Source organism: Paeniglutamicibacter sulfureus, assembly GCF_030512175.1.
In the GTDB taxonomy this organism is placed as follows: Bacteria; Actinomycetota; Actinomycetes; order Actinomycetales; family Micrococcaceae; genus Paeniglutamicibacter; species Paeniglutamicibacter sulfureus.
Genome location: NZ_JAULBL010000001.1, coordinates 1,145,357 through 1,159,897 on the forward strand (window position 1 = coordinate 1,145,357; position 14,541 = coordinate 1,159,897).

The following is a 14,541-nucleotide window of genomic DNA, read 5'->3' on the forward strand; positions in this document are numbered from 1 at the left end:
ACCAAGCATGTCCTCTACGGCGCGGACGGTACGCTCTCCGACGCGGCTGCCGATCCGTGGGAACTTGAGGGCCATTTGGGTTCCCGCGGCGGGATTCGCTCTTTCCTGGGCAGGATCTTTAGACGCTGAGGTGTCGCAAGGAATCCAATCTGTTGAACTCCACGGAGTAGTACGTCTACCTGAAGCGCAGGCAACCATCATCATGGTTTTCTGCGCTTCAGTTCCCACTCGAAGTCTTAGCGTTGGCCCCGGGCAGCCGGGATCGAGCTCAGGAACCGATCCAACAAGACACCCTGCTTCTGGCCTCGACCACAAGTTACCCGTGCTCGGCCGGTGAGACCCGAACGCGAAGGTTGCCACTATAGGAACGCTCGGAGAACGGTGCAGGCCCGTCTTCGCCATTGAATTCGAGGTCGCGTACGACTCCTTCGACGAGATTCTCCAATGCGCGAAGGGACGCGTGCTGATCGTCGTCGAGCCATGACAGTGAGGGAAATTCCGCAACGGTCGCAACAAATTCCTCGTCTGCAGGCGACCATTCAGCTCAATAGCGGTAATGGGAAATGCGCGGACGAGCGACGGCTTGCATCCTTCGACTCCTTCAAGTTGGCGATCGCTGCTAGCACTTGGGCGACCTGACATGGCTTGGCCGTCCCGCCGCGCCCACACGAAAGGTAACGCAGGCCGTCACAAACCTCCCTTCTTCCAAGCGAACTGGTTTCATATAGCGAGGAACGAGCTTGGAAAGGGCGAATAACCATATGTCCGAGGACTCCACCGAATCATTGGGCGCAATACCCGATCCGGTACTTCGTTCCATCGGCTTCTTGGCATTCTTTGACCGTTTCGCCACCCCGCCCATGCTCGTCGCCCTGGCTACTTTCACTGACCTCTCCTTGGCCCAGGCCGTCCAGCTAGTCGCCGTCTATGCGCTTTTCTATGCCTTCGGACAACCGTTGTGGGGATTTCTCAGCGACCGCTTTGGTCGCCTGACGGTGCTGCGTCTGGCACTCATCGGGGCCGTTCTCGGCGCCGTTGCGAGCACCCTGTTCATTTCATACGTGCCGTTGCTGGTGGCCAGGGCTTTCTCTGGTTTCATGTTCGGCGCCCTGTATCCCACCTTGCTCACGCTGCTGGGTGATACCCGGACGGGGATCGACCGCGCCCGGGGGCTCTCGGACCTGCAGATCTATTCCTCGCTGGGAGCGACCCTGGCCACCTTGGGAGCAGGAGCCGTCGCGACCTTCCTGGATTGGCGGCTGGTCTTTGGAATTCCTGCATTGGGAGCTGCGGCAATCCTGTTTGCGTTGGCCAAGGTTTCGGCTGTTCCGGTGGTTCGTGGCCGCTTCCAGCTTCGCCGCGCCTTTACCGTAGCCGCGGTTGGCGTCTATGTGATTGCCCTGATGGAGGGCATGGTGTTGCTCGGCGCGCTGACCTACATCGTGCCGGCGCTTCAGCACGCCGGCGTGGGGATCGGGGTGGCCGGGCTGTTGGCCACCGGCTACGCCGTGGGGGTGATATTCGGTGCCCGCGCGATGAAGAAATTGGTGCACCGTTTCTCCCGGACCCAGCTGATTTGTGCCGGCGGCTCGGTATTGACGGTGGCTTGCGGGATCTCCATGCTGTGGCCGGTACCTGCGGTGGTCACCGTGACGGCGACCTTGATCGGCGTCGCCAACGCGGTCATGCACTCGTCAATGCAGGGTTGGGCCACCGATGTCGCACCGCAGGCCCGTGCGACGACCGTCTCGTTGTTCGCCGCATCGCTGTTCCTGGGCGGCTCGCTGGGAAACTTCGCCACGGCCACCCTGGCCGAAACGGGCGACTACGCCGCCATCTTCGGCTACGGACTGCTGCTCAGCGCCCTGCTGACAACGGCCGCGACATTCGGCCACACAGCATGGAACCGCCGCCATGCCGAACCCGCCACCCTCGGATAGCAACTCGCAATAGTTTCCGCGCGTCCCGCCCATGAACGTTGACGCCATGGAACCATGGCAAAAACATCGCACGAACATTGCCCGCCCCAGTGTTCACGAATTCGTGGGCGAGTCTTTGCCGGCAGGACCCCTTCCCGGACCACGAACCCCGTTCCCCATTCACCTGCACTTGGAAAGTTGGAGGTGCCGACGAATAAGTCGGCAGGTTTTCCCCCAACCCGGAGGTCCCTCGTGCAGTCGTTCACCCCACCGTCCAAGAAGGCCCATGCCCGTCCCCTTGGCATTGCCGCCGGAACCCTGGCGCTCATGTTCGCCGGATCCGTTCTCTCCCCCGCCGCCAGCGCAGCCCCCGTCAAGGCTGACTGGGACGCAGCTGCCTTCCGCGGCACCGTCGATGTCGTCAAGCCAACCGGCGACGCAGGCCAGGAGGCCATCGATGGAATCGTTTTCGATGACAAGAACAAGAACTCCAAGCAGGACGCCGGCGAACGCGGCGTCAACGGCGTGACCGTGTCGAACGGACGCGACGTCACAAAGACCGATTCGAAGGGCCGCTACGAGCTGCCGGCCTTTGACAACATGACGGTGTTCGTTACGCAGCCGCGCGGCTACCAGGTACCGGTCGACGAAAACAATGTCGCCCAGTTCTCCTACCACCACCTGCCCGCCGGCTCCCCGGAGCTGAAGTTCGGCGGCATCGCCCCGACCGGCGCACTGCCTGAGGCAGTGAACTTCCCGCTGGCCAAGAGCCAGCTGACCCAGTCCCCCGAGCAGCACTGCCTCATCGGTGGCGACATCCAGACCTACAACCAGGACGAGGTCGAATACGCCCGCAACGGCGCTTTCGCCGACCTGGCCCAGCGCACCGACTACGAAGGCTGCGGCGCCCTGTTTATTGGGGACGTGGTCGGCGACGACCTTTCCTTCTACCCGCAGACCCGTGAACTGGCCAGCGTCCTGAATGGCCCGGCCCGCTTCCTGCCCGGCAACCACGACCTGGACTTCGACTCGACCACCAGCGAGCACGCGTTCGACACCTTTAAGGCCAACCTCGGCCCGGAGTACTACTCCTACGACGCCGGCAAGGCCCACGTGGTCGCGCTGAACACCGTCGAGTACCCGACCAAGCAACCCGCCGCGAAGGGCGATTACACCGGCGCCCTGGACGAGCAGCAGCTTCAGTGGCTGCGCAACGACATTGCCCAGGTGCCGATGAACAAGGTCATCGTGCTGGCCGCGCACATCCCGCTGCTTGACTTCGCCGACCAGGGAAGCGCCAAGCACCAGGTCAAGCAGGTAGCCGAGATCTACGAGCTGCTCGAGGGCCGCGAGGTCGTGGCGCTGGGCGGACACACCCACAGCATCGAGAACATGCGCGAAGGCGACAAGCTCGAAGGCTGGAATGACATCTTCGGCATCGACGGACTGCCCTTCACGCACATCACGGCCGGCGCGATCTCCGGCGACTGGTACTCCGGACGCGACACCGAGGGCGGCTACCCGCTCGCCCTGCAGCGCGACGGCGGACGCCCGGGCGTACTGACACTTGACATCAAGAACACCGATGTCGTCGAACGCTTCACCGTCCGCGGCGAAGACGACTCCGTGCAGATGGCCCTGGGGCTGAACACCCCGGCCTACCGCGACTGGTACGCCGCGAACCTTTCCAACAAGGGCAAGGCCCCCGAGTTCGAGAACCCGCTGTCCGTGCCGAAGTCCGACTTGGCCAACAACACCTGGCTGACCACCAACTTCTGGATGGGTTCCACCGGCTCCACCGTCAAGGTGAGCATCGACGGCGCGGCAACCACCGAGGCGACCCGGACCCAGGCGATGGAAGGCGAAGCCCCGCTGGTCGGCGCCGAGTACTCCGACCCGGTGGCCGCTCAGGAGCAGCTGGTCAACGGCGGCAGCCTCGCCGACCGCTCCATGCACCTGTGGCGCCTGGAACTGCCTTCCGGCCTCGCCGTCGGCGAGCACACCGCGGAGGTCACCGCGACCGACGTGCACGGCCGCGAATTCACGCAGACCCTGGCGTTCGAGGTCACCGAGTAACACCCGGTTTCACACATTGAGCGCACTGGCGGTGCGTCGCGGCCTTCGGGCTGCGGCGCACCGCCGCCGTTTTCGGAATCTTCCCTTCGGCGAGTCGCCTCGTCCATGCCACCCGGCGCTCCCCCAATCACTGCTTGCCGTTCACCTGCCGTTGAAACGCTGGACAAGGCCGGTTCCCCGATCGGCCCAAAATCCAATCGCACCGGAAGGCACGTCTTGAAGCCGTTCATCAATCCGTCCAAGAAGCCACCAGTCCGGCCGCTGGCCATCGCGGCAGGTGCCCTGGTCCTGGCCACCGCGGGCACCCTGCTTTCCTCCAGCGCGGGCGCGGCCCCCACCCAGCCCGACTGGGACTCAACTGCCTACCGCGGTGCCGTCGAGGTCGTTGCGCCGACCGGCACCAACAACCAGGAAATGCTCAAAGGGGTCGTCTTTGACGACAAGAACAAGAACTCCCGGCACGACGGCAACGAGCCCGGCCTGAACGGCGTGAGCGTGTCCAACGGACGCGAGATCGCCACAACCGATTCAAACGGCCGCTACGAACTTCCGGCGTTCGACAACATGACGGTGTTCGTCACCCAGCCGCGCGGCTACCAGGTCCCTGTCGACGAGGACAACATCGCCCAGTTCTTCTACAACCACCTGCCCGAAGGCTCCCCGGCCCTGAAGTTCGGCGGCATCGCCCCGACCGGGGCCCTGCCGGACGCGGTCAACTTCCCGCTGGCCCAAAGCACGCTGACCCAGTCGCCCGAGCAGCACTGCGCCATTGGCGCAGACATCCAGACCTACAACCAGAAGGAAGTCGAGTACGCCCGCAACGGCGTATTCGCGGATCTCGCCGCGCGCGAGGACTACGCCGGTTGCGGCGCCCTGTTCATCGGCGACGTGGTGGGCGACGACCTCTCTGTATTCACCCAGACCCGCGAGCTGACCTCCATGCTCAACGGTCCCGCACGTTTCCTGCCCGGCAACCACGACCTGGACTTCGACGCGCTTGACGGGGAACACGAGTTCGACTCCTTCCGCGCCCAGTTCGGGCCGGAGTACTACTCCTACGACTCCGGCATGGCGCACGTCGTGGCGCTGAGCAACATCGAGTACCCGACGAAGGTGCCCGCCAAGAAGAGCAGCTACACCTACGGCCTCGGCGAGCGCCAGCTCGACTGGTTGCGCGCGGACATCGCACAGGTCCCGAAGAACAAGGTCATCGTGTTGGCGGGCCACAGCCCGTTGCTCGAGTTCTACTACAGCGACTCGCACACCGTGAAGCAGCTGAAGGAGATCTACGAGATCCTTGAGGGTCGTGAGGTCGTCTCGCTGGGCGGGCACACGCACATGGCGGAGAACCTGCGCGAGGGTGACTTGATGGCCGGGTGGCGCGACGAGGTCGGCGAGGCGGGTCTGCCGTTCACGCACTTGACCGTTCCCGCGGTCTCGGGCCACTGGTACGGCGGCCGGGTCCTGGACGGAGGCTATCCGACGTCCGTCCAGCGCGACGGCACCCCGCCAGGCGTGCTGACCCTCGACATCAAGAACACGGAAGTCACCGAGCGTTTCACCGTCCGAGGCGGCGATGGGACCCGGCAGATGTCCGTGGGCCTGAACACGCCGAAGTACCGCGCTTGGTACGAGGAGAACATCGACCTGCCGCGCGGTTCCGCTCCCGAGCTGGAGGAACCGCTGTTGGTGTCAAAGGACGATCTTGCCGTCCAGGCCTGGCTGACTGCCAATTTCTGGATGGGCAGCACCGGCTCCTCCGTCGAGGTCAAGGTCGACGGCGGCCGACCCGTCGCGGCCGTACGCACCCAGCAGATGAGTGGAGAGACCCCGCGCATCGGCGCCGAGTATTCCGACCCCGCGGCCATCCAGGAGCAGTTCGTCCACGGCGGCGGACTCGCCGACCGCTCCATGCACCTGTGGCGTCTCGAGCTGCCCGCGGATCTCGCGCTCGGGGAGCACACCGCGGAGTTCACCGCCACCGACATGCACGGCCGTGAATTCACCGAAACCCTGGCCTTCCAAGTCACCGAATAACACCCGGTTTCCCTTATTGAAGGCACCGGCGGTGCGTCGCGGCCTTCGGGCTGCGGCGCACCGCCGTCGTTTTCGCCACTTCTTCCTTGGTGCACCGGGCCGCCGGATGCTGCTTCGACGCTTGATGCAAAGATCCGACCTTAGTTGGCTTACGTATTTGCCAGCATGAATTCGCGGGCTTCGCGAACCTGTTCTTCGGTGGGCGTCAGGCCGGTGTAGAGAACAAACTGCTCCACGGCCTGCAGCGTTGCAACGTCGGCACCGGTCACTACCGGCTTCCCCGCGTTGCGTGCGGCACGGATGAGAGGCGTCTGAACCGGCATGGCAACGACGTCGAACACCACCTGCGAAGCCGTGACCTGTTCCAGCGAGAACGGCATCCGGTCCGCGTCCCCGCCACCGGCCATGCCGATAGGGGTGACGTTGACCAGCAGTTCTGCACCGTCCTCGGCTTCAGCAGCCCACTCGAAGCCATAGGCCCGGGCCAGAATCCGGCCGGCCGATTCATTGCGGGCAACCACCACGACGTCGTCGAACCCCGCGTCCCGCAGTGCTGCCACCACTGCCTTGGCCATTCCCCCGGACCCACGGACCGCAGTTCGCAGCGAAGGGGAAATGTTGCGGGTTTTCAGCAATTCAAGCACTGCCGAATAGTCGGTGTTGTGGGCCGTGAGGACACCGTTGTCATTGACGATGGTATTCACTGAATCGATGGCCGCGGCGGAAGCGGCCACATGGTCGACGAGCGGAATCACCGCTTCCTTGTAGGGCATGGAAACGGCGGCACCACGTATGCCAAGACCGCGGACGCCGGCGATGGCCTGGGCCAAGTCGGTGGGGGCGAACGCCTTGTAGATCCAGTTCAGGCCCAGCTGCCCGTAAAGGTGGTTGTGGAACAGGGTCCCGTTGTTGCTGGGCCGCGCCGCAAGCGAAATGCACAGCTTCATGTCCTTGTTCAATATCGGCATGCTTCAGTCTAATCCGGCGGCCCCGGACCAAAATCGCTGCGCTTACTCGTCGGCCAATGACGTCGCTTGTGCCGCTACTTCACGGGCATCCAGCCCATGCAGTAGTCCAGGTTCGCGATGACGGTGCGCACGGCGGCCTCGCCGTCACCGGCCTCGATCGCGTCCAGCAGGTCTTCGTGGCCCACTGCCATGCAGCCGTCGAAGCCGGCTTCGAGCCGCTGGACCATCTTGGTCCCGTGGAAGACATCCCCGAAGCTTTCGTAGAGTTCGTGCAGCAGAGTATTGCCGGAGGCCTCGGCCACGCGCAGGTGGAATTCCCAATCCGCTGTCGACCAGACCTCGTAGTCGGCGGCCTCCCAGGCCTCGCGCCGTCGGACTAGCAATGCGCGAAGCACGGAAATCACGGTGGGGTCGGCCGAGCCGGCGGCGAGCCGGGCGGCCTGCGTGTCCAGGGCGAAGCGCACCTGGAGCACGTCCTCGTCCGCGTGTTCGCGGTAGACCCGCTGCGCGGTGCCGCTGATTTCACTGGTGGCGCGCACATAGGTCCCGTCTCCGCGCAGGACCTCGAACAGACCGGCGTGTGCGAGCGCCTTGACCGCCTCGCGCAGGGTGCCGCGGGAAACTCCCAGCTCGGCCACGAGTTCGGGTTCGGATGGGATCTTCTCGCCCACGCCCCAGCGCCCCGAAGCGACGGCCTCGCGCAGCCGTGCAACAACCTCGTCGGCCAACGGCGGCCGCAAACCGGGCACGCTCACGCCTGCACCTCCACCGGGACAACCTTTTTCCGGCCGATTCCGCCCAGCCGGTAGCCCAGGACAAACTGCACCAGGGCCACACCGACGAGGATCACCAGGGGAACCGTCCAGGAACCAAGAACACCCTGCAACAGGCCGAGGCCGAACGGGCCGGCGGCGGCGACGAGGTAACCGACTGACTGGGCCAGGGTCGACAGTGCGGTGGTTTCGGCTGCGCTCTCGCCGCTGCGGCTGATCATCAGCATCAACAGCGGGAAAATGCCCAGTCCCAGGCCGGTGAGAACCGCAGGGATCACCGAGAACGCGACGGGGAGCAGCAGCAGGGAAGTGAAGCCGGCGACGGCGCACCCGCAAGTCAGGATGAAGGCGGGGCGCAAGAGCCGCGGCTTCGAGGCCATCCACAACAGGAGCAACACCGTGGGGATGCTGACCGCCTGCACCAGGCCCAGCATGAAGCCCGCCGTGGCGGCATTCGATCCACGCGAAATGAGGATGTGCGGCAACCAGCTCAACAGCGTGTAAACCAGCAGTGACTGGACCGCAAAGACCGAGGTGAACAGCAGGCCCTTGCGTGTTGCCAGCATGGGCCACGGGGAGACGTGGGGTCCGGCGGGTCCGGAAGCGCGGCTTCCCCTGATGGCCAGCGGAAGGAAGACCAGCAGCGCGAGGGCCGCCGGAATTGCCCAGGCAGCAAGGCCGAGCGTCGGCGATCCCAAGACTCCGGCGATCGGCACGCTCAGCGCCGCGGCGCTGGTCGCACCCACCGACATGGTGACGGTGTAGGTGGCGGTCATCGCCGCGGATCTGCTGGCGTGGTGCTCCCGGATGAAGGAGGGCATGGTCACGTTGCAGATGGCCAGGCCGGACATGCCGAGCACGGTGCCGGCCAGCAGCAGCCAGGTGGACTCGAAAGCGCGCACGGCCAGACCCAGGGTCAGCAGCAGCAGGGCGATTCCAATCGCCCGCTCAAGACCCGTGTGCTTGACCAACCAGGCGGTGCCGGCCCCGGCGAAGGCAAAGCAGAGCACCGGGATGGTGGGCAGCAGCGAGGCCACCAGCGTGCCGTATCCGAGCAGGGTTTCCAGGTCGTGATAAAGCGGCGCCGCGGAGGCAATCCCGGCGCGAAGGTTCAGGCCGACCAGGACCACCGCAGCCACGGTCAGGGCCCCGGTGACCCAGCCGTTTCGACGTGCGGGCGCCGGCCCGGCAACCGGAGCACCGACGGCCGCTTCGACCTCGGCCATCTGTCCGGCGACATCCTCCGCGGCCTGCGGTGGGCTGGGTGGTTTCCGGGTCGTCTCTGAGCTCATGGTTAAACATTAGACGTCTGATGTTTGTTGCGGTGAATTTCGTGGCCTTTCCCACGAACCGGCACCCTTTGCCGGGGCTCCGCTAGGCTGGCTTCAGGACCAGGGCACCAATTGGCCACCACGTCCAGAGAGCCCTAAGGAGTCCACCACGCACCGCAGCCCAGCATCGCGCACGGCACTCCCGTGGGTCATCGCCGGCATCGTGGTCGTGGCCTTAAGCCTGCGCGCACCGATCATCGCGCCCACCGCGGTGATCCCCGACATCACGGCCGACACCGGGCTCAGCGCGGTCGGAGCCGGGTTGCTCACCGGGCTGCCGGTGCTGCTCTTCGCGCTCGCCACCCCGCTGGCGACGCGCAGCATCCGTCGCTTCGGCCCGGAGGCAACCATCATCCTGTGCCTGGCCGGCGTGCTGGCCGGGACCGTCATCCGCTCGCTCGGACCGGCCTGGGTGGTGCTGGCCGGAACCATACTGATCGGTGCGGCCATGACCCTGGGGAACATCGCCGTCCCCGTGCTGATCCGTCGGGATGTCCCGTTCAACCGGATCTCCGCCGCCACCGGCGCCTATTCGGCCACCATGAACATCGGTTCCATGGCCACCTTGCTGGGCACCGCGCCGCTGGCGGCCGTTGTTGGTTGGCGCTGGGCGATCGCGGCGTGGGGCATGGTGACCGCTGCAGGACTGGCCTATTGGCTGCTGCGGCAACGGCATGCGCGCAACTCGACATTGGAATCCACGGTAGAGCCGGCCCGCGCACCGGCGGTCCCGGTGGTTTCGGATGGTCCCGGCGCCGCGGCCGCCACAGCTCGCGCAGCCATTGACCGGACCCGCTTCCGCAGGGTCGTAGCCCTGCTGGTTCTCGCCTTTTGCGGACAGTCCGCCGCCTATTACGCCACGACCGCCTGGCTGCCCCTGATGCTTTCGGACACGCGCGGACTTGCGCCGGCCACCTCCGGCGCAACGGCTTCGCTGTTCCAGATCGCCGCGGTCATCGGCGCTTTCGGTGTGCCCCTGTTGGCTGCGCGAACGAAGCTCTGGATCGCGACGGGAGTCATCGCGCTGTTCTGGGTCTCGCTCCCGATCGGCCTGTTGGCGGCCCCGGAGGCGTTCGTGCTCTGGTCCATCATCGGCGGGATCGCCCAGGGCGGCGGGTTCACGGCAATCTTCTCGATCATCCCCCGCGTGGCCCACAACAACGCCGACACTGCCACCGCTTCCGCCCGCATCCAGGCCGGCGGCTATCTCGCCGCCACCTTTGCCCCGCCACTTGCCGGCTGGCTCAACAGCACCACCGGCTCCTGGACCATGCCGCTGTTCCTGGTGCTTGCGGCAACCCTGGCCTTCACCATCGGGTCACTGCTGGCCGCGCGGCTTGCCGAACGGCGCTAGCACCAAAGCGCATGTTGCTCCACCACACCGCGTTCGATCGCTTCCGAGATCATTGCTGACGGGCTTTGAGCCGGAACCCATGCTGCTACCTGCAGGTTCAGGGAATCATTTTAGTTGCCAGGACTAGTTCCCGCCCGCGGCGTTGGATTCCAGTACGACGGCGGTGAAACGACGCTCGAGCTCCACGCCCGAAACCACTTCGCGCTCCACGCGGAAGGACGTTTCCGGAATGTCAAGGACCAAAGCGATCAGGCTGCGGGTGTAGCCGGAGATCTTGCGGGACTTCCTGGTGGCGGTGACTTGATCGATCTCTGGAACCCAGATGTTCCACCAACCGCCTTGTTTTCCGACGACGGCCTGGAATACTCGTGGATCAGGCATATGTTGTTCTACTTTCATGGGTGCGTCTGCCACGCATCCGGCTGGGATTCCGACCCGGTGAGCCGCAATAGACGGTTCACCTCTTGTTTCAATGTTCCTTCATGGATGGCGGTTGGGACAAGGCCGGCGCTGAACCCGCCCCCGTCGCGGCCCCAAGGAATAGGAACCACCGCCGCCATGTTGGCAACGGGTGTGAAGAACATCGGATTCCTGTCATTCGGCCACTGGACCGACCACCCGCAGTCCGGCACGCGCAGTGCGTCGGACTCGCTGCTACAGGCCATCGACCTCGCGGTCGCGGCCGAAGAGCTCGGCGCGGACGGCGCGTACTTCCGCGTCCACCACTTCGCCCAGCAACATGCCTCCCCGTTCCCGCTGCTGGCCGCAATCGGCGCGCGGACCAGCCGCATCGAGATCGGCACCGGCGTGATCGACATGCGCTACGAGAACCCGCTCTACATGGCTGAGGATGCCGGCGCGGCCGACCTCATCTCCGGTGGCCGGTTGCAGCTGGGCATTAGCCGTGGTTCACCCGAGCAGGTCATCGACGGGTGGCGCCACTTCGGCTTCTCCCCTGCAGAGGGCGAGTCTGACTCCGAGATGGGCCGCCGGCACACCGAACGCCTGCTCGAGGTGCTCACGGGCGAGGGCTTCGCAGAACCGAGCCCGAACCCGATGTTCCCGAACCCTCCGGGCCTGCTGCGCGTGGAGCCGCACTCCGAAGGACTGCGCGAGCGCATCTGGTGGGGCTCCGGCTCCAACGCCACGGCCGTCTGGGCGGCAAAGCTCGGCATGAACCTGCAAAGTTCCACGCTCAAGGACGACGAGTCCGGCAAGCCCTTCCATGTCCAGCAGGCCGAGCAGATCGAGCTCTACCGGCAGGCCTGGAAGGAAGCGGGCCACACGCGGGAGCCGCGCGTCTCTGTCAGCCGCAGCATCTTTGCGCTGACTGACGAACGCGACTGGCAGTACTTCGGCCGCGACCGCTACAGCTCCGACCAGGTGGGCAACATCGATGCCAAGACCCGCGCGGTCTTCGGCAAGTCCTACGCCGGGGAACCCGACGAGCTGGCCAAGAAGCTGGCCGAGGACGAGGCGATCGCCGCCTCAGACACCCTGCTGCTCACTGTCCCGAACCAGCTCGGCGTCGAGTACAACGCGCACGTCATCGAATCGATCCTGACGCACGTGGCGCCGTTGCTCGGCTGGCGCTGATCCCATGCCAATCCAAGGCCGTTTCCGTGTTCCCACCCGGGAGCACGGAGACGGCGTTGCCCGCCAAACCGGCATTGCGTGCCAAGGAAACCGCTGGCCCCAAGGTGCGCGGATGGGCATTGTCGATCGCATGGCCAATGGATAGACGCCTTAACCTGCGGACCGACAACAGCGTTCGTTGGCTGTGCGAGCGTGGCCAGGAAAATTCCTAGTCCATTGGAACGGGAATAGGCTTTCGCCGGTAGCCACCAGCCGGCATCCCGAGGATTCGGGGAAACGTTCGACGGAATGACTTGCAATTGCTTCGAATGAAAATTGCTCACCTAGGATGGATTCATGAACGAAGTCTCCCGCAGCCTGGGTGGCCGGCAGAGCCTCGAACGGTTGCGGTTGCTGACCAAAGTAGCTCATAGGCACCACGGGCAGAGCATGCGTCAACCGGCGATCGCTTCGACGCCTGGCAAGTCCCAGTCCAGTGTGTCCAGGTCGCTCAAGGAGGCGGCGGACGTCGCTCCGTTCCCCGCGTCCTCGGTATCGGCGACGGCTCCCGGAAGCTTATGGCGATATCCGGGGCCGTGAGTAACGGCTGGATCAACGTCCTGATCGCGGATCTCGCGACGGCCCGCGCGCGGCTCGACGAAGTTGTCCCTGACTGAGAACACCTAGCATTTTTCGAATCCCAAAATCTGACACAGGAGAACCATGAGCAAGCAGCTGCACGTCGCATTCATCAAGGCCGGCTGGCATTCCGACATAGTGGACCAGAGCCTGATCGGATTCAAGCAGGACATGGAAACATCGGGCCAGTCCCACACGATCCATGTCGTTACCGTGCCCGGAGCCTTCGAAATGCCGCTGCAGGCCAAGCGTCTGGCTGATTCGGGCAAGTACGACGCCGTTGTCGCGGCGGCGCTCGTTGTCGATGGCGGAATCTACCGGCATGATTTCGTCGCCCAGGCAGTGGTCGAAGGCCTCATGCGCGTGCAGCTTGACACGAACGTGCCGACATTCTCCGTGAGTCTGACACCGCACCATTTCCACTCCACACCCGACCACGAAAAGTTCTACTTCGAGCATTTCTTGAAAAAAGGCGGCGAAGCCGCTCGCGCAGTACGTGCCGTCGCAGAACTCGCAGTCTAGTATTGGCGGCCCGAATCTCTTCGATATCAAGATAGGCTCGGACGCTTTACGTAGAACGATAAAGCAAATCGCTTAAGGTCCGGCCCCGCCGTCGTCACTCAGGGCGTCTGCGCCAGCGCATTTACTTGGGCTCCGAATGCAACGCGACCGCCGTCTGGGCCGCGAAATTGGGCGTGAACTCGCAAAGCTCCACGTTCATAGGACGACGAGTCCGGCAAGCCCTACGCCGGGGAACCCGACGAGTTGGCTGGCGCTGATCCCGCGGGCACGGCCAGCCCCCTTGCCGCCCGGTTCCCGCCGTCGATCCCGGTCCTCGGCGGGAGCCGGCACGCCTGCGCGCTGGGGGTGGCGCCGCCGCATTTCCCGATTCGACACACTCTCCCAGGGCATCGATATGTCCTAGCCAGATGGCCATTGCTGTTGCACAATCAGGCATGCACACAATTACGGACGAGCACCAGGGCCGGGACACATTGCGCTATGTGAGGCTGATGCTGCTGGTCATTCCGCTACTGCTGCTGGTCGCCATCGTCGTCTACGGAATCTTGACCGGTACGATCGAGGATTCCATCAGTTCCTACTACCTCGGCCCCGCCAGGGACCTGTTCGTGGCGATGCTGGTGGCCATCGGCGTGCTGTTGGTGGTCTACAAGGGTCCCCCGCTGGAGGACTACGCGCTGAACCTCGCCGGCTTCTACGCGATGTTCGTTGCCCTCGTTCCCACCAAGCTGGGCGAGACGCTCGCGAACCTCGATGCCGCCGCAGCGCAAAAGCTGGTCCATTCCATCCAGGTCTCCGTGCTGGCCCTGCTTGTCGTGGCCACGGCCTTCGTCTGGCTCGATTTCAAGACCATGAACTGGGCTCCCCGGGCCTTGCTGCAGAGCACGTGGACCCGCGTGCTGACCGTTGCAAGCTCCGTGCTGCTGGTCGGGTTCCTGGTGCTGCTGGTGTGGCGGACGATCGAGGGCACGGAGTTTGCCGGCGTCCATGTGGCGGCCGCGCTGCTGCTTATCAGCAGCATGGGCATCGCGATCGCCAGCCATCTGGGCAGTGGCCGGCTCAGCGCCACCGACACCAGCGGCGGGCGGGCACCCCACTACGCCGGGCTGTTGGTCCTGATGCTTTTGGGCGTCGTTGCGTGGCTGGTCCTGACGGCCATCGGGGTCAAGCAGGCCCTCTTCCTGGTCGAATGGTACGAAATCGCGCTCTTTGTCTACTTCTGGTATCTCGAGACCAAACGGACCTGGAACCCGGAGACTGCGCTTCGCACCGGCCGCGGGCGGCACACGGCGACATGACGTCGGGGCCGCCTCCCCAAGGGAAGCGGCCCCGACGTCGTACCGGATT

The 14,541-nt window shown here is 64.8% G+C and carries 12 protein-coding genes; 7 read left to right on the plus strand and 5 right to left on the minus strand.

Going from position 1 to position 14,541, the window contains the following annotated elements; translation table 11 throughout:
• The first annotated feature begins 740 nt into the window (after positions 1–740).
• The 3 genes from Q2T94_RS05020 (at position 741) to Q2T94_RS05030 (ending at position 6,032) form a co-directional block, all read left to right on the plus strand.
• Positions 741–1,940, plus strand: coding sequence for an MFS transporter (locus tag Q2T94_RS05020; protein ID WP_302263113.1), 1,200 nt, complete (start codon positions 741–743; stop codon positions 1,938–1,940).
• A 231-nt stretch (positions 1,941–2,171) separates the two neighbouring features.
• A complete protein-coding gene (locus Q2T94_RS05025; protein WP_436836815.1) occupies positions 2,172–3,995 on the plus strand; it encodes a calcineurin-like phosphoesterase C-terminal domain-containing protein in 1,824 nt (607 codons plus the stop codon).
• A 216-nt stretch (positions 3,996–4,211) separates the two neighbouring features.
• Positions 4,212–6,032: a calcineurin-like phosphoesterase family protein gene (locus tag Q2T94_RS05030; protein ID WP_302263114.1), complete on the plus strand. Its 1,821-nt coding sequence runs from the start codon at positions 4,212–4,214 to the stop codon at positions 6,030–6,032.
• A gap of 149 nt (positions 6,033–6,181) precedes the next feature.
• On the opposite strand, the gene Q2T94_RS05035 is transcribed toward Q2T94_RS05030, so the two are convergent.
• From Q2T94_RS05035 to Q2T94_RS05045, 3 genes are all read right to left on the minus strand, one after another.
• The gene (locus Q2T94_RS05035; protein WP_302263116.1) at positions 6,182–7,000 is read right to left on the minus strand and encodes a shikimate 5-dehydrogenase; all 819 of its coding nucleotides are present in this window, start codon (positions 6,998–7,000) and stop codon (positions 6,182–6,184) included.
• 74 nt (positions 7,001–7,074) lie between these two features.
• The gene (locus Q2T94_RS05040; protein WP_302263117.1) at positions 7,075–7,755 is read right to left on the minus strand and encodes a FadR/GntR family transcriptional regulator; all 681 of its coding nucleotides are present in this window, start codon (positions 7,753–7,755) and stop codon (positions 7,075–7,077) included.
• Complete coding sequence (locus Q2T94_RS05045; protein WP_302263118.1) at positions 7,752–9,065, minus strand: MFS transporter; 1,314 nt, start codon at positions 9,063–9,065, stop codon at positions 7,752–7,754. The genes Q2T94_RS05040 and Q2T94_RS05045 overlap by 4 nt, the downstream gene beginning before the upstream one ends.
• Positions 9,066–9,267: 202 nt before the next feature.
• Here Q2T94_RS05045 and Q2T94_RS05050 point away from each other — a divergent pair, with 202 nt between their 5' ends.
• Positions 9,268–10,458 carry an MFS transporter gene (locus Q2T94_RS05050; RefSeq protein WP_302263119.1) on the plus strand — a complete coding sequence of 397 codons (1,191 nt, stop codon included), beginning with the start codon at positions 9,268–9,270 and terminating at the stop codon, positions 10,456–10,458.
• Between the two features lie 123 nt (positions 10,459–10,581).
• Here the strand turns inward: Q2T94_RS05050 and Q2T94_RS05055 are convergent, their stop codons facing one another.
• Positions 10,582–10,839 carry a hypothetical protein gene (locus Q2T94_RS05055; protein WP_302263120.1) on the minus strand — a complete coding sequence of 86 codons (258 nt, stop codon included), beginning with the start codon at positions 10,837–10,839 and terminating at the stop codon, positions 10,582–10,584.
• 177 nt (positions 10,840–11,016) lie between these two features.
• Here Q2T94_RS05055 and Q2T94_RS05060 point away from each other — a divergent pair, with 177 nt between their 5' ends.
• Complete coding sequence (locus Q2T94_RS05060; RefSeq protein WP_302263121.1) at positions 11,017–12,054, plus strand: LLM class flavin-dependent oxidoreductase; 1,038 nt, start codon at positions 11,017–11,019, stop codon at positions 12,052–12,054.
• Between the two features lie 434 nt (positions 12,055–12,488).
• Here Q2T94_RS05060 and Q2T94_RS20645 read toward each other — a convergent pair whose 3' ends face one another.
• Positions 12,489–12,716: a hypothetical protein gene (locus tag Q2T94_RS20645; protein WP_302263122.1), complete on the minus strand. Its 228-nt coding sequence runs from the start codon at positions 12,714–12,716 to the stop codon at positions 12,489–12,491.
• 40 nt (positions 12,717–12,756) lie between these two features.
• On the opposite strand from Q2T94_RS20645, the gene Q2T94_RS05070 reads away from it, so the two are divergent.
• A complete protein-coding gene (locus Q2T94_RS05070; RefSeq protein ID WP_302263123.1) occupies positions 12,757–13,194 on the plus strand; it encodes a 6,7-dimethyl-8-ribityllumazine synthase in 438 nt (145 codons plus the stop codon).
• Positions 13,195–13,628: 434 nt separating this feature from the next.
• The gene (locus tag Q2T94_RS05075) at positions 13,629–14,492 is read left to right on the plus strand and encodes a hypothetical protein (RefSeq protein WP_302263124.1); all 864 of its coding nucleotides are present in this window, start codon (positions 13,629–13,631) and stop codon (positions 14,490–14,492) included.
• Positions 14,493–14,541 lie beyond the last annotated feature (49 nt).